The organism is Kaistia geumhonensis (assembly GCF_030815145.1).
Lineage (GTDB): Bacteria > Pseudomonadota > Alphaproteobacteria > Rhizobiales > Kaistiaceae > Kaistia > Kaistia geumhonensis.
Window position 1 is genome coordinate 1,760,341 of sequence record NZ_JAUSWJ010000001.1, and the last position, 17,634, is coordinate 1,777,974.

At 67.4% G+C, this 17,634-nt stretch carries 15 protein-coding genes; 7 read left to right on the plus strand and 8 right to left on the minus strand.

Going from position 1 to position 17,634, the window contains the following annotated elements; translation table 11 throughout:
• Positions 1–26 precede the first annotated feature (26 nt).
• Both pbpC and QO015_RS08350 read left to right on the plus strand, forming a co-directional pair.
• Positions 27–2,258, plus strand: coding sequence for a penicillin-binding protein 1C (gene pbpC, locus QO015_RS08345; RefSeq protein ID WP_370877408.1), 2,232 nt, complete (start codon positions 27–29; stop codon positions 2,256–2,258).
• A gap of 131 nt (positions 2,259–2,389) precedes the next feature.
• Positions 2,390–2,959 carry a DUF1345 domain-containing protein gene (locus tag QO015_RS08350; protein ID WP_266280120.1) on the plus strand — a complete coding sequence of 190 codons (570 nt, stop codon included), beginning with the start codon at positions 2,390–2,392 and terminating at the stop codon, positions 2,957–2,959.
• On the opposite strand, the gene QO015_RS08355 is transcribed toward QO015_RS08350, so the two are convergent.
• On the minus strand, positions 2,960–3,481 hold the full coding sequence (locus QO015_RS08355) for an MgtC/SapB family protein (protein WP_266280119.1): 522 nt from the start codon (positions 3,479–3,481) through the stop codon (positions 2,960–2,962).
• A 150-nt stretch (positions 3,482–3,631) separates the two neighbouring features.
• Between QO015_RS08355 and QO015_RS08360 the strand changes: the two genes are divergently transcribed.
• A complete protein-coding gene (locus tag QO015_RS08360; protein ID WP_266280118.1) occupies positions 3,632–4,657 on the plus strand; it encodes a hydroxyacid dehydrogenase in 1,026 nt (341 codons plus the stop codon).
• A gap of 56 nt (positions 4,658–4,713) precedes the next feature.
• Here the strand turns inward: QO015_RS08360 and ppk2 are convergent, their stop codons facing one another.
• Positions 4,714–5,553 (minus strand): polyphosphate kinase 2, encoded by an 840-nt coding sequence (gene ppk2 / locus QO015_RS08365; RefSeq protein ID WP_266280117.1) that lies wholly within the window; start codon positions 5,551–5,553, stop codon positions 4,714–4,716.
• Positions 5,554–5,838: 285 nt separating this feature from the next.
• Here ppk2 and QO015_RS08370 point away from each other — a divergent pair, with 285 nt between their 5' ends.
• On the plus strand, positions 5,839–6,249 hold the full coding sequence (locus QO015_RS08370; RefSeq protein ID WP_266280116.1) for a histidine kinase: 411 nt from the start codon (positions 5,839–5,841) through the stop codon (positions 6,247–6,249).
• A 106-nt stretch (positions 6,250–6,355) separates the two neighbouring features.
• On the opposite strand, the gene QO015_RS08375 is transcribed toward QO015_RS08370, so the two are convergent.
• The 5 genes from QO015_RS08375 to QO015_RS08395 form a co-directional block, all read right to left on the minus strand.
• Positions 6,356–8,338, minus strand: coding sequence for a glycoside hydrolase family 127 protein (locus QO015_RS08375; RefSeq protein WP_266280115.1), 1,983 nt, complete (start codon positions 8,336–8,338; stop codon positions 6,356–6,358).
• Between the two features lie 51 nt (positions 8,339–8,389).
• On the minus strand, positions 8,390–9,253 hold the full coding sequence (locus tag QO015_RS08380) for a carbohydrate ABC transporter permease (protein ID WP_266280114.1): 864 nt from the start codon (positions 9,251–9,253) through the stop codon (positions 8,390–8,392).
• Positions 9,253–10,182, minus strand: coding sequence for a carbohydrate ABC transporter permease (locus QO015_RS08385; RefSeq protein WP_266280112.1), 930 nt, complete (start codon positions 10,180–10,182; stop codon positions 9,253–9,255). The genes QO015_RS08380 and QO015_RS08385 overlap by 1 nt, the downstream gene beginning before the upstream one ends.
• 93 nt (positions 10,183–10,275) lie before the next feature.
• Positions 10,276–11,478 (minus strand): ABC transporter substrate-binding protein, encoded by a 1,203-nt coding sequence (locus tag QO015_RS08390; protein ID WP_266282401.1) that lies wholly within the window; start codon positions 11,476–11,478, stop codon positions 10,276–10,278.
• A gap of 105 nt (positions 11,479–11,583) precedes the next feature.
• Complete coding sequence (locus QO015_RS08395; protein WP_266280110.1) at positions 11,584–12,636, minus strand: LacI family DNA-binding transcriptional regulator; 1,053 nt, start codon at positions 12,634–12,636, stop codon at positions 11,584–11,586.
• A gap of 265 nt (positions 12,637–12,901) precedes the next feature.
• Between QO015_RS08395 and QO015_RS08400 the strand changes: the two genes are divergently transcribed.
• From QO015_RS08400 to QO015_RS08410, 3 genes are all read left to right on the plus strand, one after another.
• Positions 12,902–14,839, plus strand: a complete 1,938-nt coding sequence (locus tag QO015_RS08400; RefSeq protein ID WP_266280109.1) for a beta-galactosidase — start codon at positions 12,902–12,904, stop codon at positions 14,837–14,839.
• 5 nt (positions 14,840–14,844) lie between these two features.
• Entirely contained in the window at positions 14,845–15,501 is a 657-nt protein-coding gene (locus tag QO015_RS08405) for a TetR/AcrR family transcriptional regulator (protein WP_266280108.1), read from the plus strand.
• Between the two features lie 108 nt (positions 15,502–15,609).
• On the plus strand, positions 15,610–16,782 hold the full coding sequence (locus tag QO015_RS08410) for a dihydrodipicolinate synthase family protein (RefSeq protein WP_266280107.1): 1,173 nt from the start codon (positions 15,610–15,612) through the stop codon (positions 16,780–16,782).
• Here the strand turns inward: QO015_RS08410 and QO015_RS08415 are convergent.
• The gene (locus tag QO015_RS08415) at positions 16,776–17,522 is read right to left on the minus strand and encodes an SDR family NAD(P)-dependent oxidoreductase (protein ID WP_266280105.1); all 747 of its coding nucleotides are present in this window, start codon (positions 17,520–17,522) and stop codon (positions 16,776–16,778) included. The genes QO015_RS08410 and QO015_RS08415 overlap by 7 nt on opposite strands.
• Between the last annotated feature and the right edge of the window lie 112 nt (positions 17,523–17,634).

Consider the following 17,634-nt stretch of genomic DNA (forward strand, 5'->3'; position numbering starts at 1 on the left):
ACTCGCCCTCGGCGAGAACCCCATCGATGCCGGCCGCGACCGAGCCCTCTCCCCCCTCGTGGGGGAGAGATGGAGAGGGGGGCGCCAGCGCCGGAGCAACTCCCGAAGCGTCGGGCCCGGTCCCGCCATCCCCCGCACTCCAACCCTCGCCCGCAAGGGGCGGGCGAGGACGGCGATGGCCGCGGAGGCTGGCGATCGGCGGCCTCGCTCTCGGAGCTGCCCTGTATTTCGCGGCGGCCTTTGTCGCCGGGGTGGTGCACGACATCGGGAAGACCCTGCCGGCCGTGCCGAAGCCGGACGCGGTGCCGACCTCCGCCGTCGTGGTCGATCGCGACGGTCGGCTGCTGCGGCCCTATACCATCGCCGATGGACGCTGGCGGCTGCCGGTGGCGCTCGCCGATGTCGATCCGGCCTTCATCGCCATGCTGCAGGCCTATGAGGACCGGCGGTTCAAGGAGCATCACGGCATCGACTGGCGCGCGATCGGTCGGGCGGCGCTGCAGATGGCGCGGAGCGGCCAGATCGTCTCCGGCGGCTCGACGCTGACCATGCAGGTGGCGCGGCTCATCGACGGGACGCCGACGCGGGGGCCACTCGGCAAGCTCAGGCAGATGCTCTTCGCGCGCGTCATCGAGGACCGCCTGTCGAAGGACGAGATCCTCTCGCTCTATCTGGCGCTCGCGCCCTATGGCGGCAATCTCGAAGGCATCCGCGCCGCGAGCCTTGCCTATTTCGGCAAGGAACCGAAGCGCCTGACGGTCGCCGAGGCGGCGCTGCTGGTCGCCCTGCCCCAGGCGCCCGAGGCGCGGCGGCCCGACCGCGATGCCGGAGCGGCGCGGGCGGCGCGCGACCGCGTGCTCGGCCGCATGGTCGCCGCGGGCCTCATCGACGCCGACACGGCCTCGGCGGCGGGCACCGAGCGGATCGCCACCGCGCGCAAGACCTTCCCCATGCTCGCCGCCCATCTCGGCGACGCGGCGCGCCGCGCCGCACCGTCGGCGAGCGTCCTGGCGCTCACCATCGACGCGCGCCTGCAGGCGAAGCTCGAGCAGCTCGCCGCCGACCGCGCCGCCAAGGTCGGGCCGAAGGCCTCGGTCGCGATCCTCGTCGCCGACCATGTCACCGGCGACATCGTCGCCTCGGTCGGCTCCGCCGGGTTCATGGACGGCTCGCGCAACGGCTTCGTCGACATGACGCGCGCGATCCGCTCGCCCGGCTCAACGCTGAAGCCGCTCATCTACGGCCTCGCCTTCGAACAGGGCCTCGCCCATCCGCAGAGCCTGATCGAGGACCGGCCGAGCGCTTTCGGTGGCTATGCGCCGGTGAATTTCGACGGCTTCTATCGTGGCACAGTGACCATCCACGATGCGCTCACGCAGTCGCTCAACATCCCGGCCGTGACCGTGCTCGACGCGGTCGGTCCGGCGCGGCTGGTGGCGCGGCTGAAGCGGGCGGCGGCGCGGCCGAAGCTGCCCGATCTCTCGGCGCCGGGCCTTGCCATCGGCCTCGGCGGCGTCGGCATCTCGCTGGAGGATCTGGTCTCGCTCTATGCTGCGCTCGCCCGCGGCGGCCGGCCGATCGCGCTCCATGACGGCGCCGGGCCGGCGCTGGCGGCTGCCGAGGGCGCGCCGGTGCTGGAGCCCCTCGCCGCCTGGTATGTCTCCGACATTCTCGCCGACGTGCCGCCGCCCACCATCGGTGCCCGCGGCCGCATCGCCTACAAGACCGGCACCTCCTACGGCTATCGCGACGCCTGGTCGATCGGCTTCGATGGTCGTTATGTGATCGGCGTCTGGGTCGGCCGCGCGGACGGCGCGCCGGTTCCGGGCCTTTCGGGCATCGGCACCGCGGCGCCGATCCTGTTCGAGAGTTTCGACCGCATCGGCGGCGACCGTGCGCCGCTGCGGCCCGCGCCATTCGGGGCGCTGATCGCGCAGAACGGCGATCTTCCCGCGCCGCTGAAGCGCTTCCGCACGCCCGATCTCGTGGCCGGCAAGGCGCCCGACCGGCCGGAGATCGCCTTCCCGCCGGATGGCGTCCAGGTCGATCTCGGCATCCGTGCCGGCGATCCCGGACCGCTCGTCATCAAGATCCGCAACGGCAAGCCGCCCTTCACCTGGTTCGCCAACGGCACGCCGATCGCGCAGACGCCTTTTGCCCGCTCGGAAAGCTACGAGCCGGACGGGCCGGGATTCGTTACGCTCTCGGTGGTCGATTCGGCCGGTCGGTCCGACCGCGTGACCGTTTTCGTCGAATAAGCGGGGCGTCTTCGGGGGATGCCGCACCGCTCCACTCCGGAGCCGCAGCGATCGCCCTCCTCCCCACCCATGTCCGCCAGCACGGACGCTTCTATATCGCCGTCCTCGCCGCCATCACCGGATATGGCGCCGTGGCGCCCTTCGACGCCAAGCTGGCGCCCGTCGCCGCCGGCGACGTGTTCTTTGCGGTCTATTTCGCGGCGCTGCTGACCATGGCCTTCCATGCCGATATCAAGCGGCTGCGCGCCCGCGCCCGCACGGAGGACGAGGGCATCATGATCATCATGGCGCTGACGCTCGGCGCGATCATGTTCTCGTTCTTCTCGATTTTCGCGATGCTGGGCGAGAAAGGCTCGCCGCCGCCGTTCCATCTCGCGACGGCGCTGGTCTCGATCCCGCTCGGCTGGTCGGTGCTGAACGCGCTGTTCGCCTTCCATTATGCCCGTCTCTATTACGCCCCGGTCGGCGAGGGCGAGCAGAAGGATTCGGGCGGGCTCGACTTTCCCGGCGACGAGGAACCGCGCATCTGGGACTTCTGGTATTTCTCCTTCGTGATCGGCGCGACCTTCCAGACCTCGGATGTCGGCGTGAAGACGACGGATTATCGCGTGGTGGTGCTCTTCCACTCGATCGCGTCCTTCGTCTTCAACACGGTACTGCTGGCCCTCGCCGTCAATATCGGCGCGAGCTTCGCGCAGTAGTCAGGGGCTCTCCGCCGGCGGCGCATCTGCCGGCGGCGGAGAAGGCGCCTTCGGCTTTTCCTCGACGCCGAACCAGTCGAGGATCCAGCGCTCGATCGGCTTGGCGACGATGAGGATCAGGAAGACGAAGAACAGCGCCACCGCGACAAGCGGCCAGCGCGCGAGCCCGCAGGCGATGCCGAGCGCGGCGGCCGTCCACACCGTCGCGGCCGTGGTGACGCCATGCACGACCTCGTCGTGGCGCCCGTGCCTCAGGATGGCGCCGGCACCGATGAAGCCGATCCCCGCCAGCACGCCCTGGATGACCCCCTGAAGCACGCGGCTCTCGGCATCGGGATGACCGCTGAATTCGGGATGCGTCGCCGCCACCATGGTGACCAGCCCGGCGCCGAGCGCGACGAGCGCCAGCGTTCGCATGCCGGCCGTCTTCGCCTTCACATCGCGGTTGATGCCGATGAGCATGCCGCACAGGCTGGCGAGCCCGAGACGGATGAAGGCGTCGATGAAATCGACTGAGGTCACGCGCTCGGTTCCTCCCCGCGATCGGCGACGAGAGTGACGGATCGAAAAAGCCATCGCAACCGCGGAGGCGGCGATTTCCCTTCGCGGCAATCCGGTCTAGCCTCTGTGCCGCTTTCGAAGCCGACAAGAAAATCCCTGGAGAAACGCCGCATGAGTCCCCCCGTCATCCTGGTCGATCCGCTGCCGCGGACCCTCGATCTCATCATGGAACCGGATGTGCGGGCGCGGCTGGAACGGCTCGGGCGCGTCGTCGTCTCCGAGGACAAGCCGATGGACGATGCGACCATCGATGCGCTGCTGCCGGAGACGGCGCTGATCTTCGGCCAGACGGCGATGCCCGCGGAGCGCATCGCCCGCGCGGCGAAGCTGAAGGCGATCATCAATGTCGAGACCAATTTCTTGCCGAATGTCGATTACGAGGCCTGCCAGACGCGCGGGATTCCCGTGATCACGCCTGGCTCGGCCTTCGCCCCGCCGGTGGCCGAAGCGGCGCTCGGACTGGCGCTCGACCTCGCCCGCGGCATCACGGCGGCAGACCGGGCTATGCGCGCGGGGACCGAGGAATACGGCCTCGCCGGCAATCGCGACACGTTCCGCTTCGCCGGCGCGCCGGTCGGGCTGATCGGCTTCGGCGATCTCGGCCGCAATCTCCGCGACCTGATCCGTCCGTTCCGCAATCCCGTCGCGGTCTATGATCCCTGGCTGCCCGGCGAGATCATCGAGCGGGCCGACTGCCGTCCCGCTTCGCTGGAGGATGTGCTGTCGACGTCGAAGGTGATCTTCGTCTTCGCCAGCGTCACCAGCGAGAACCAGCATTTCATCGGCGCGCGCGAGTTCGCGATGATGCAGAAGGATACGGCCTTTCTCCTGATGAGCCGCGCCGCGGTCGTCGATTTTCCCGCGATGCTCGACGCCGTCCGCTCCGGTCATATCCGCGCCGCGACCGACGTTTTCCCGGAGGAGCCGGTGGCGCCGGACGATCCGGTGCGCAAGGTGGAGGGCCTCATTCTCTCGGCCCACCGCACCGGCGGAACGGTGGACGCGCTCTATGCCATCGGGCGCATGGCCGTCGCCGATGCCGAGCTCATCATGCGCGGCCTGCCGCCCCAGCTCTGCCGCCGCGCCGATCCGGCCGTGGCGAGCCGCCTCCGCTCCAAACCCGTCAGCGTCACGTGAGCCCGTCAGCGTCACCTGAGCCCCCAAGGTGAGCTGAGACCGATCGCTCAACCGTCTCAGGCGACCTGCGGCACGCGGTGCCGCGCATACTCGATCTCGACATAGTCGCCCGGCTTTTGCCGCTTCGGCAGCTTGATCTTATGGTGCGGCAGCGGCTCGTAGGGGATCAGCGACAGGAGATGGGTGATGATGTCGATGCGGACGCGACGCTTGGAATGGGAGTCCGCCACATACCAGGGGGCCCATTCGCTGTCGCTGGCCATAAACATGGCGTCCCGCGCGCGGGAGTAGTCGTACCAGCGGCTGTAGGAGAGAAGGTCCATCGGCGAGAGCTTCCAGATCTTGCGCGGATCGTCGATGCGCGAGCGGATGCGGCGCGTCTGCTCGTCCTGGTCGACCTCCAGCCAGTATTTGACGAGGATGATCCCGGACTCGACCATCGCCTTCTCGACGCCGGCGACACTGGAGAGGAAGCGCTCGCACTCGTCCTCGGTGCAGAATCCCATGACGCGCTCGACGCCGGCGCGGTTGTACCAGCTGCGATCGAAGATCACCATTTCGCCCGCCGCCGGCAGGTGCGGAAGATAGCGCTGCACGAACATCTGCGACTTCTCGCGCTCCGTCGGCGGCGGCAGCGCGATGACGCGAAAGACGCGCGGGCTGACCCGCTCGGTGATCGCCTTGATGACGCCACCCTTTCCGGCGGCATCGCGCCCCTCGAAGATGACGCAGACCTTGGCGCCCGATCGCTTCAGCCATTCCTGCATGGCGACCAGTTCGCCCTGCAGCTTCTCCAGCCGGTGCTCGTAGTCCTTCCGGGAAAGGGCCTCGGCGCCGCCATCGGTGGCGGCAGTGCCGGCATCCTGCTTGCTGGTCCGACGTTCTTTGTCGCTCATCCCTCGCCTCCCCTGAATTCCTGTCGAGTCCTCTACGATACACCCGCTCCGCAACCTTGATCCCGGTCAATATACATCCTGATTAGCGGGTTATCGTGTTTTTCGATATACTGGACGCGTACTTGGATCCGTATCGTCGGATTCATCGCGGTGCAGCAAAATATCGTCGACGAAACATGCATCGCGGCGCAGCCGTGATTTCGGGCGTCGGAAGGGGAGACCATCGCTGTGACCGAAGAGAAGATCGATCGGGATGCAATGCCGGTTAGCGCCGAGGAATTGCGGATGGCCATGCTGGCCAAGGAACTCGAGAAGGCCGAGGCCAGCGCCAAGGCCAGGGAGGAATCGCAGCACAAGCTGCAGGACTTCACCGAGGATTTCCTGCGCCACACCGTGACGGAGTCCGAGATCGCCATGGTGCGGCGGGTGGTCGCCACGGCGGTGTCGGAGGGCAAGCTGGAGGCGCTCGTCTACAGCTTTCCCTCGAGCCTATGCTCCGATGGCGGGCGCGCGATCAACAATGCGGAGCCGGACTGGCCGGAGACGCTGCAGGGCAAGGCCCGCGAGTTCTATGATCGCTACGAGAAGTTCGGCCGGCCGCAGGGCTATCACCTGAAGGCGATGGTGATCAATTTCCCTGGCGGAATTCCCGGCGACATCGGCTTGTTCCTGAACTGGGCGCCGCCGGTCAAATGAGCTTCGGCCCGGGGGCGGCCCGGCACGAAACAAGGCCGCACCGGGCGGGGGGATCACCCGGTGCGGCAGGTTTTCCATCCGGCGGGAGGGAGCCGGATGAAACGGATCAGCCGCCGCGCAGCCAGACCAACATTTCGCCGGGCTCGCGGTTGTCCCAGACGAAATAGGGCACGGCCTTGATCGCGACCTCTTCGCTCTTCGGCGGCTCGGTGCGGTAGAGGGTGCCGCCCCAGTCGGCCGTCGCGTCCGCCTTGGCCTTGGCCGACAGCGTGACGACGCCACCCAGAAGACCGTCCTCGTAGCGGGCATCGACCGGCGCATCGCTCGGAAGCGCGACGCGGTTCAGCGAGATCGGGTTGTCGACGGCCTCGAGGCAATAGACCAGCGGGCCGCGCTTCAACGTCACGCGCCCGGCGTCCTGGCGGACCTCCGGATGGGCGTGGATGCGCTCGACGGCGAGCTCGAGATCGAGGGCCACGCTGTCGCCGGCCTTCCACTCGCGGTCGAGCCTTGCATAGCCGTCTATCGTCACGGCCTGGAGATCGACGGCCTCGCCGTTGACCTTCAGCGACGCCTTGCGGCACCAGCCGGGGATGCGCAGGCTGAGCGCAAAGCGCGTCGGCGCATCGACGTCGACCGTGATGCCGATGGCTCCATCCCAGGGATAGCGCGTCGTCTGGGTGAGCCGCACCTCCTTGCCGCCGATATCGAGCCGCGCGGTCGAGTCGCCATAGAGATGGACGGCGATCTCGCCCTCGGCCTGGCCATACATGTAGCTGCCGATCGACGCGATCATGCGGCCGAGATTGGGCGGGCAGCACGGGCAGCGATGCCACTTCCAGCGATTGTGGTGGCCGCGGCTCTCCAGCGGGTTCTCGTAGAAGAACAGGGAACCGTCCAGCGAGATGCCCGAGATGGCGCCGTTGTAGATCGCCTGTTCCATGACGTCGGCGTAGCGCCGGTTCGGCCCCATGCCGAGCATGCGGTTTGCCCAGAAGGCGAGCGCGACCGCCGCGCAGGTCTCGGCATAGGCGGTCTCGTTGGGCAGGTCGTAGTCGGCGGTGAAGCCCTCGTTGGCGTCCGACGGGCCGAGGCCGCCGGTGACGTAGAGCTGCTTGGAGTTGAGGTCGTCCCAGAGCTTGTCGAGCGCCACGCGCAGCGTGTCGTCGTGGAACTCGGTCGCGACATCGGCCATGCCGGAATAGAGATACATGGCGCGCACGGCGTGGCCGACGACCTTGTCCTGTTCGCGCACCGGCTTGTGCGACTGGTTGTATTCATAGGTTCCGAAGTGGAACTTCGACGGGTCCGAGCCGCGCGCCAGCGCCTCTTCGTCGAAATAGTGGGGCTGCTGGCCGCGCTGGTCGATGAAGTACTTGGCGAGCTTCATGTAGCGGTCGTTGCCGGTGACACGGGCCAGCTTCACCAGCGCCAGCTCGATCTCCTCATGGCCGCAATAGCCCTTCTTCTTCTCGGGCTCGGGGCCGAACATCGTGTCGATGTGGTCGGCATAGCGCGCCATCACGTCGAGCAGCTTGCGCTTGCCGGTGGCCTGGTAGTAGGCGACCGCGCCCTCGATCAGGTGGCCGGCGCAGTAGAGCTCGTGGCAGTCGCGCAGATTGGTCCAGCGCAGGCCGGGCTGCATGCGCTGATACCAGCTCGACAGATAGCCGTCGGGCTGCTGCAGCTTGGCGAACATGTCGATGACCGCATCGATCTTCGCCTCGAGCTCGGGATTTTTCTTGCGATAGAGCGAATAGGCGGCCGTCTCGATCGTCTTGCCGAGATCGGAATCCCAGAACATCTGCGTCGTCACGGTTCCCGACGTGAAGGTCGGCTTGCCCGACGTCACGGCCGCAGGCGACATCGACATGAAGGGAATGCGCAGTTCCGGCACCGGCCGGTCCGGATCGAGCTGGTCAAGCATGCCGGCCTCGACGCAGCGCTCATAGAGGATGTCGGCCGTCTTGTCGGCGACCGCGTCGACGCGGCTGCCCCAGAAGCCGCGGACATCGACCTGCGGCACCGCCGGCGGGCGGAAGCGGGCGCGCGGCGCCTCGCGGGACGCGGGGGCTGGCTCTGCAGTCATGAAATCTCTCCTCGGGTCTTTTCTTGAACGGATCGGGTTGGGGGGCCGCGCCTATTTCACCGCGCCGGCGGTGAGGCCGCGGATGTAGAAGCGCTGCAACAGCAGGAAGAGGATCAGGCAGGGGATCATCATGACCGTGACGCCGGCCTGCACCGCGCCCCAGTTGATGGCGCCGAAGCGGCCCGACTGCACCGCCGTCATCATGATCGGCAGCGTAAATTTCTCCTGGTCGGTCATCAGCACCAGCGCGGCGATGAATTCGTTCCAGGTGTTGAGGAAGGCGAAGAGCGCGACCGTGACGAGGCCGGGCCAGACCAGCGGCAGCATGATGCGGGTGAGCAGCGCCACGCTGCGCGCGCCGTCGATGCGCGCAGCCTCCTCGATCTCCTTGGGCACCGCGTCGAAGGCATTGCGCATCATGAAGATCGAGAACGGCATCTGCAGCGTCACATAGACGAGCACGAGCCCGGTCAGCGTGTTCTGCAGCTTGAAGGTCGCAAGCAGCAGGAAGATCGGCGTCAGGATCGACTGGAACGGGATCATGATCGTCGAGAGGATCATGATGAAGAAGAGGTTCTTGAACGGGAAGGTGAAGCGCGAGAAGCCATAGCCGGCCAAGAGGCTGATCACCGCCGTCAGCAGCACGCTCGAGACCGAGACGAAGATGCTGTTCTGCGCCGAATGCCAGAGCCCGGCGCCGAAGCTGTCGAGCGCGACATAGTTCTCGATCGAGAAGCCGGTCGTCGGCCATGGCGGCAGCGGCGGCTGCCGCGCCTCCGGCGGCGGCTTCAGCGAGGACAGCAGCGTCCAGAAGATCGGCGCGATGAAGATCGCCGACAGGAACAGGCCGATCGAATGGCGCGCGAGGAACCGGCCGAGCGAGCCGCGATCGGCGGCGATGGTGGCGGCGGCCATCAGGTGCCCTCCGGATTGCGCAAGAGGCGGAGCTGGATGAGGCTGAGAACGACGAGGATCACGAGCAGCACCATGGACAGCGCCGCGCCGTAGCCGAGCTTGAACGACACGAAGGACTGGTTGAAGATCCAGTAGACCGCCGTGATCGTCGAGTTGCGCGGGCCGCCACGCAGCATGATGTAAAACTGGTCGAAGGCGAGGATCGAGCCGGCGACGGAGAGGATCAGCGCCAGTGCTAGCGTCCGCCGCATCAGCGGCAGCGTGATCTGGGTGAAGCGCTGCCAGGCATTGGCGCCGTCGATCTTGGCCGCCTCGGTCAGGTCGCCTGGGATCGACTGCAGGCCGGTCATCAGGATGACCATGGTGAAGCCGGCCACCTTCCAGACCACCATGACGATGACCGACCAGAAGGCGGTGTCGAATGTGGCGATCAGGTTGACCTTCTTCGGCGTCAGGCCAAGCTGGTAGGCGGCGGGGCTGAAGAGGCCGGAATCGACATTGAGCAGCCATGACCACAAGAGGCTCGCCGACGCAAAGCCGACCACCACCGGCAGGAAGAACGACGTCCGGTAGAAGCCCGTCATCTTGCCCGGCCGCTCGACGAACAGCGCCAGGGGAAAGGCGACGGCGAAGATCGCGATGGTGATGATCACCGTGTAGTAGAGCGTGAACTTGAGCGCGTTCCAGAAGCGCGTGTCCTTGGCGATCGCTACATAGTTGTCGAGACCGATGAAGCTGTGCCCGCCCATCAGCGGCCAGTTGTGCAGCGACATCCAGGCGGTCATGCCGAGCGGGATGACGAAGAACACCGTCACCAGCGCAATCGCGGGTGCGATATAGAGCAGGCCGACCCACTGGCTGCGGTCGGTCCGCGTCTTTCGCGCCGCTCGTGCCGGACCGCTTGCCGCGCTCGATGGGATGGAAGACATGGCGCTCTCCTGGAGAGGCGTTCTGGCAGGGACCAGGCGCGGCCCGATCGGGAGACGGGGGCACGGCGCGCCCCCGTCCGGACGGTTCGCCGATTACTTGCCGGCGCCGTCGATAATGCCCTGCATCGTCTCCTGGGCGTTGGCGATCGCGCCGTCGACGTCATCGCCGTAGAAGACTTCGCTGATCATCTGAGCCCAGGGGCCATTGGCCGAGTTGATGATGTCGTTGAACACCACCGAATAGGGCGTCTTGCCCTTGGCCATCGCCTCGGCCGCGATCTGGTAGCGCGGATCCAGGTCCTTCAGGGCTTCCTTGGCGATGTCGTTGCGCACCGGGAGGCTACCCCGGCTGGCGAGCAGGGTCTGGCCCTCGAGCGAATAGGCGAAGTCGAGGAACTCCTGCAGGACCTTGGCCTTCTGCGTACCCTTGGTGAAGACGAAGTTGTCGCCACCGGCGAAGGACGACCAGCCGCCGTCCTTGCCCGGAAGGAAGGTGACGCCGTAGTCGAGATCCTTGTACTGCGTGTTAAGCGCGCCGATGGCGAAGGCGCCCGACGGTGCGATGCCGATATTGCCGGCCGCGAAGGCTGCGAAGAAGTTCGAGCCGTTGTCGGTCTGGGCGCCCTCCGGCACCAGACCCTTCGCGATCATGCCGCGATAGAAGTCGATCGCCTCGCGCAGCTTGGGATCGGTGAGGGTTGCCTTGGAGCCGTCCTCGGACAGGATCTCGCCGCCCGACGCCCAGACCAGCGGGGTGAAGGTAAAGATGTTGCAGCCGCCGCAGGCGCCCGAGAAGTAGAAGCCCTTGATGTCGCCGCCGAGCCCGTTGACCTTTTCGGCGTCGGCCTCGATCTCCGCCCAGTTGGTCGGCCCCTTGTCGGGGTCGAGACCGGCCTTCTTGAAGAGGTCCTTGTTCCAGATCAGGACCGAGCTGTCCGCCGAGAAGGGCAGACCGTAGATGCGGTCCTTGTAGGTGCCGGTCTTCACATGGGCGGGCGACAGGTCCTTGAAATAGGGCAAGCCCTTCGCCCAGTCCGTGATGTCCTCGAGCTGGCCGGCAGCCGCGAAGGCAGGGGTGTAGATCAGGTCGAGCGACAAGCCGTCGGGCGCGGTGCCGCCCGCGACGGAGGTCGCGTATTTCTGGACCAGCTCCGCGTTCGGAATAATGTCGAGTTTTATTTGATTTTCGTGACTTTTGTTGAATGCCTCGACGATCTGCGGCATGAAGTTCGAGCCGTCGGCGCGGACCCAGATATTGGCCGTCTCGGCTGCCGAGGCGAGCGCGGTCATGGACATAAGCGCGGCGCCCGCCGCCACCAGTCCCTTGAAATGCTTCATTCGTCTTCCCTCCCGGTTGATCGCCGCCCCGCATGTTCCTCCTGCAGGGCGGACGAGGATTTCCTACTGGTCGCCCGGCGGACGACCGCATGACTGCCGCACCACCAGCCGGCACGGCAGTTTCCTGATGCCCGGCTCGACGGGCTTGCCGTCGACGAGCGAGAGCAGCGTCAGCCCGGCCTCGCGGCCGAGCGCGGCGAGATTCATGTCGACCGTCGTCAGCGGCGGACGCGCCTCGGCCGCGACGATCTCCCAATTGTCGAAGCCGACGACCGCGACGCTGCCCGGCACGTCGATGCCGCGCTCGCGCAGGCCGTCGATCACGCCGCGCGCGATCTGGTCATTGCCGCAAAAGATGGCGTCGGGACCATCGGCTGCCTGCGAAAACAGGATGTCGACCGCCTCGCGGCCCCAGCTTTCGGTCCAGTCGCCCATCATGACGGGCGCCTCGGCAAGACCCGCCTCCGCAAGCACCGCGCGATAGGCCGCGGCGCGCTGGTGGACGACCGCGAAGCGGGCCGGGCCGGTCACATGGACGATGCGCCGGCGCCCGAGCCGGACGAGATGCTCCACCGCCAGCCGCGCGCCGCCTTCGTCGTCGGAGACGAAGGCGATCGCATCGGCATCCGGCTCGGTGAAGGCATAGATGACCGGCACGCCGAGCTGCGAGAGATCGATCGGAAGGCGGCGGTCGAGCCGCTTGCCGGTCGCGATGATGCCGTCGACGCGCTTCTCCAGCATCGCGTCGACATGCAACTGGCCGAGGCGCGGATCGTCCTCGACATTGCAGAGGAAGACCGAGACGCCGTTGTCGACCAGCGCCTCGGAAATGCCGGCCATCAGCGGCAGCGAGAAGCGGCCATAGGTGTCGTTGGTCAGCATGCCGACCGTGAAGCTGCGCTGGCGCAAGAGGCTCTGCGCGAGGCCGTTCGGGCGGAAGCCGAGCCGGCGCGCCGTCTCCTGGATGCGCGCGCGCGTCTCGGCGGTCATGCGGCCCTGGTCGTTCAGGGCCTTCGAGGCGGTGGCGAGGCTGACGCCGGCCTCCTCGGCGACGTCGCGCAGCGTGACCGGCCGCTTGCGCGGCGCGATCCCCTCGCGTTCCATCCCCTCGGCCATGCGCTCCACCCCTCCTGAGAAAAGCTTTTCTCACTCTGCACCCAAAAAGGGCGAACGCTGCTGAGCGTTCGCCCCGCATGGGGTGAGAAACCCTTTTCTCACTGCACGCTATCGGCAGATTTTGCGTGAATCAAGAGCAATTCGTCCGTCGTCCGCATGCTCTTTGGCGCCGTCGAAAACTGTCTTCCCCCACCTCTTCCCCGGCCGCCTTCCGGCAGTGCTATAAGGCGTTCCGACCTCAACCCGCCTTCACGGAAACCCTGACATGCTCGGCGTCTGCTACTATCCCGAACACTGGCCCGAGAGCTGGTGGGAACGCGACGCCGCGGAAATGGCGGCGCTCGGCATCCGCTATGTTCGCATCGGCGAGTTCGCCTGGAGCCGCGTCGAGCCTGAGCCGGGCCGCTTCACCTTCGAGTGGCTCGATCGCGCCATCGAGACGCTCGGGAAGGCCGGCCTCAAGGTCGTGCTCGGCACGCCGACCGCGACGCCGCCGAAATGGCTGGTCGACCTCTATCCCGAGATCCTGCCGCATGGGGAGGACGGGCGGCCGCGCGGCTTCGGATCGCGCCGTCATTACACCTTCTCGAGCGCCGTCTGGCTGCGCGAGAGCGCGCGGATCGTGACTGCCTTCGCCGAGCGCTACGGTCAGAACCCGCATGTCGCCGGCTGGCAGACCGACAACGAATATGGCTGCCACGATACGATCCTCTCCTATGGCCCGGAGGATCTCGCCGCCTTCAGAAGCTGGCTGCGGCGTCGCTACCAGACGCCGGACGCGCTCAACGAGGCCTGGGGCAACGTCTTCTGGTCGATGGAGCTTTCGAGCTTCGACGACGCGGTGCTGCCGGTGGCCGCCGTGACCGAGACCGGCCCCGCCGCGCGGCTCGATTTCTGGCGCTTCTCGTCCGAGCAAGTCGTCCGCTACAACGAGATGCAGACGGCGATCCTGCGCCGCCTGTCGCCGGGCCGCTTCGTCACGCATAACTATATGGGCTTCTTCCACGATTTCGATCACTACGCGGTCAGCGAGGTGCTCGATTTCGCGAGCTGGGATTCCTATCCGCTCGGCTTCCTGGAGAAGTTCCCCTTCTCGGAGGAGGAGCGCGCCCGCTTCACGCGCACCTCGCATCCCGACGTGCCGGCCTTTCATCACGATCTCTATCGCGGCATGGCCGGCAACCGCTTCTGGGTCATGGAGCAGCAGCCGGGCCCGGTGAACTGGGCGCCGTGGAACGCGGTGCCGATGCCGGGCATGGTGCGGCTGTGGGCGTGGGAGGCCTTCGCGCATGGCGCCGAGGTCGTCTCGTATTTCCGCTGGCGCCAGGCGCCGTTCGCCCAGGAGCAGATGCATGCCGGCCTCAACCGGCCCGATCGCGTTCGCTCGGTCGGCGGCGAGGAAGCGGCACAGGTCGGCGTCGAACTCGCGGCCTTCGGCCCGCTGCCGGAGAACCGCCCCTCGCCCGTCGCGCTCGTCTTCGACTACGAGGCTTCCTGGATCACCCGCATCCAGCCGCAGGGCGCCGACTACCGCCACGAGGAGATCAGCTATCGCTGGTACGAGGCCGTGCGGCGGCTCGGGCTCGATGTCGACATTGTTCCGCCCGGCGCCGATCTCTCGGCCTACAGCCTCGTGCTGCTGCCGAGCCTGCCGCATGTTTCGCCGGCGATGCTGCAGGCGCTGAAGGCGACCGAAGCCACCGTGCTGATCGGCCCCCGCGCGGGCTCCAAGACGCGCGACTTCGCCTTCCCGGACAACCTGCCGCCCGGCCCGCTCGCCGAGCTTCTGCCAATCACGGTGACGCAGGTCGCCTCCATGCGCCCCGGCCGCCATGCGGTCGCGGGCGATGTCGCCGGCGGCGCGGGCCGCTGGCGCGAATGGCTGGAGACCGAGCTCGCGCCGGTCGCGAGCTTCGACGATGGCGGCGCGGCGGTGGTCGCGCATGACCGGTTCATCTATGTCGCGACCTGGCCGGAGGCCGACCTTCTCGGCGCCATCGTCGAGACGCTCGCCCTGCCCCGCGCCGGGCTCACGGCGCTGCCCATCCCGCCGGACACGATCCGCATCCGCCGTCGTGGCGATCTCACCTTCGCCTTCAACTACGGCACCGAGCCCTGGACGGTGCCGGAGGCGGAGAGCAAGCGCTTCAGGCTGGGCGGGGCGACCATCGCTCCGCAGGATCTCGCCTGCTGGGAGGGTTGAGCCCGATGCGCGGCGCGGACGAGCCGGCGGCTCCGTCCCGCACGGCGGCGACCCGCGACCCGGATGGCACGCAGCGTGCCATCCTCGCGGCGGCGACGCACGAATTTGCCGCCAACGGCCTCTCCGGCGCGCGTGTCGATGCCATCGCGGCGCGCGCCGGCATCAACAAGCGGATGCTCTACCACTATTTCGGGAACAAGGAGGCGCTCTACCGCGCCGCCCTTGAGGCCGAATATTCCCGCATCCGCGCCGCCGAGGCCGAGCTTCGGCTCGATGACCTCGAGCCCGAGGCAAGCCTCGCCCGGCTCGCTGCCTTCACCTTCGACTACTATCTCGAGAACCCCGACTTCCTCAGCCTGCTCGCGACGGAAAACCTCCATCGCGCGAAGCATGTCGCGAGCTCGGAGCGGCTGAAGGCCATGCATGTCGCCTTCATCGGCGATCTCGACCGCGTTCTGGCGCGCGGCGCGGCGGCGGGGCTGTTCCGCCCCGGCCTCGACGCGGTCGACATCTATGTCACCATCGCCTCGCTCGGCGCCTTCTACCTGTCCAACCGCTGGACGCTCGGCGCGATCTTCGGACGCGACCTCGCCGAGCCCGAGCGGCTGGAGGCATGGCGCGCGCATATTGCCGAGGTGGTGCTCGCCTTCGCCCGGGCTTGAACCCCAAATCCAGGCCTGAACCGGGCCGCTTGACAGCGACGACGGCCACTTGTAACTAACTGGTTACAAGTGGCCGCGACCGTAGTCGCGTGCCCGGAGGAGCGCGCGATGACCACCATCCGTCTGCCGGCCGCGTCCGGCGCGATCGAGCCCTACACCCTCACGGGCAAGCCGCTGCCGCCGCCCAAGGCGGGAACCGCGCCGCGCTTTCCGCGCGTCGCCTACGCGGCGGCGCATGTCGTCGTTGACCCGCTCGCCGACAACGATCCGTTCCTGGACACGGCCTTCGACTGGGAACGCACCCTGGCGTTCCGCCATCATCTCTGGGATCTCGGCTTCGGCGTCGCCGAGGCGATGGATACGGCGCAACGCGGCATGGGACTCTCCTGGCCGGATGCGCTGGAGCTTTCCAAGCGCGCGATCGCCGAGGCGAAGACCCGGCCGGGCGCGGTCATCGCCTGCGGCGCCGGAACCGACCAGCTGGAGCCCGGCCCATCCGTCACGATCGACGATGTGATCGCCGCCTATGAGGCGCAGGTCGAGGCGATCGAGGCGGCCGGCGGGAAGATCATCCTCATGGCGAGCCGGGCGCTCGCCCGCGCCGCCAGGGGCCCGGACGACTATGCCCGCGTCTATGGCCGCATCCTCTCCGGCGTCCGCCAGCCGGTCGTGCTGCATTGGCTCGGCGAGATGTTCGATCCCGCGCTCGCCGGCTACTGGGGCAGCACCGACCATATGGCCGCCATGGAGACGGCACTCGCCATCATCGGCGCGCATGCCGACAAGGTGGACGGCATCAAGATCTCGCTTCTCTCGGCCGAGAAGGAGATCGCCATGCGCCGGCGGCTGCCGGCCGGCGTGAAGATGTATACGGGCGACGATTTCAACTATGCGGAACTTATCGCCGGCGACGCCGAGGGCCATTCGCATGCGCTGCTCGGCATCTTCGACGCCATCGCGCCCGTTGCCTCGGCCGCGCTGGAGCGACTCGGGGCGGGCGACGAAGAGGCCTTTCACAACCTGCTCGGCCCGACGGTGCCGCTGTCGCGACACATCTTCAAGGCGCCCACCCGCTTCTACAAGACGGGCGTCGTCTTCCTGGCATTCCTCAACGGCCACCAGGATCATTTCCTGATGGCGGGCGGGCAGCAGGGCGCCCGCTCGCTGATCCATTTCGCGGAGCTGTTCCGCCTCGCCGACGCGGCCCGTTGCCTCGCCGATCCGGACCGCGCCGCGGCCCGGATGGCGTCGCTCCTGAAGCTCGGCGGGATCGATCAGTAGGTCGCGCGGCCGCCGGACAGGTCGAACACCGAGGCGGTGGTGAAGCTGTTCTCGCGGCTCACCAGCCAGGCGACCATGTTGGCGGCCTCGTTGACCTCCAGGAAGCGGCCGCGAGGAATGCGCGAGAGCATGTAGTCGATGAATTCGGGCTTCAGCTCGTCGAGAATGCGCGTCTTGGCCGTCGCGGGCGTGATGCAGTTGATGGCGATGTCGTATTTCGCCACTTCCTTGCCGACCGCCTTGGTCATGCCGATGACACCCGCCTTGGCGGCGGCATAGGCGGAGGCGTTGGGGTTGCCCTCCTTGCCGGCGATCGACGCGATGTTGACGATGCGACCGTAGTTGCGGGCCTTCATGCCCGGCAGGATGGCGCGGTTGACGTGAAAGGCGCCGTTCAGATTGACGTCGATGACGCGCTTCCACTCGCCGAGGTCATATTCGTCGAGCGGCGCGTTCTTGCCGGCGATGCCAGCCGAATGCACGAGGATCTCGATCGGGCCGACCTTCTGCTCGGTCTCGGCCACGGCCGCGACGACCGCGTCGTAATCGGTGATGTTCACCTCGACGGCGGCGGCCGGCTGGCCGAGCCTCGCGACGGCCTCGGCCAGCATGTCGGCTCGCATGTCCCAGAGCGCGACTTTCGCACCCGAGGCAACGAGGCGCTCGGCGATGGCAAAGCCGATGCCCTGCGCGCCGCCGGTGACGACCGCGGTCTGGCCGACGAGATCGATCTGGTTCATGGCTGGTGAAGCCTCCCTTTCAAACGATTTATTGTGGAGACGGACGACGTCCTGAATGCGCCGGCCGCGATGCGGGAGCGCATTCTCCGATAGTTCGTCGCCGCCGAACAGC

Excerpts from the sequence above, each read along its gene's own strand:
- QO015_RS08405 (WP_266280108.1), top strand. The coding sequence starts at position 14,845 with ATGCGCGGCGCGGACGAGCCGGCGGCTCCGTCCCGCACGGCGGCGACC.
- QO015_RS08410 (WP_266280107.1), top strand. The coding sequence starts at position 15,610 with ATGACCACCATCCGTCTGCCGGCCGCGTCCGGCGCGATCGAGCCCTAC.
- QO015_RS08380 (WP_266280114.1), bottom strand. The coding sequence starts at position 9,253 with ATGGCCGCCGCCACCATCGCCGCCGATCGCGGCTCGCTCGGCCGGTTC.
- QO015_RS08395 (WP_266280110.1), bottom strand. The coding sequence starts at position 12,636 with ATGGCCGAGGGGATGGAACGCGAGGGGATCGCGCCGCGCAAGCGGCCG.
- QO015_RS08360 (WP_266280118.1), top strand. The coding sequence starts at position 3,632 with ATGAGTCCCCCCGTCATCCTGGTCGATCCGCTGCCGCGGACCCTCGAT.
- QO015_RS08390 (WP_266282401.1), bottom strand. The coding sequence starts at position 11,478 with ATGTCCATGACCGCGCTCGCCTCGGCAGCCGAGACGGCCAATATCTGG.
- QO015_RS08375 (WP_266280115.1), bottom strand. The coding sequence starts at position 8,338 with ATGACTGCAGAGCCAGCCCCCGCGTCCCGCGAGGCGCCGCGCGCCCGC.
- QO015_RS08400 (WP_266280109.1), top strand. The coding sequence starts at position 12,902 with ATGCTCGGCGTCTGCTACTATCCCGAACACTGGCCCGAGAGCTGGTGG.
- QO015_RS08385 (WP_266280112.1), bottom strand. The coding sequence starts at position 10,182 with ATGTCTTCCATCCCATCGAGCGCGGCAAGCGGTCCGGCACGAGCGGCG.
- QO015_RS08370 (WP_266280116.1), top strand. The coding sequence starts at position 5,839 with ATGGCCATGCTGGCCAAGGAACTCGAGAAGGCCGAGGCCAGCGCCAAG.
- ppk2 (WP_266280117.1), bottom strand. The coding sequence starts at position 5,553 with ATGAGCGACAAAGAACGTCGGACCAGCAAGCAGGATGCCGGCACTGCC.
- QO015_RS08415 (WP_266280105.1), bottom strand. The coding sequence starts at position 17,522 with ATGAACCAGATCGATCTCGTCGGCCAGACCGCGGTCGTCACCGGCGGC.
- pbpC (WP_370877408.1), top strand. The coding sequence starts at position 27 with ATGCCGGCCGCGACCGAGCCCTCTCCCCCCTCGTGGGGGAGAGATGGA.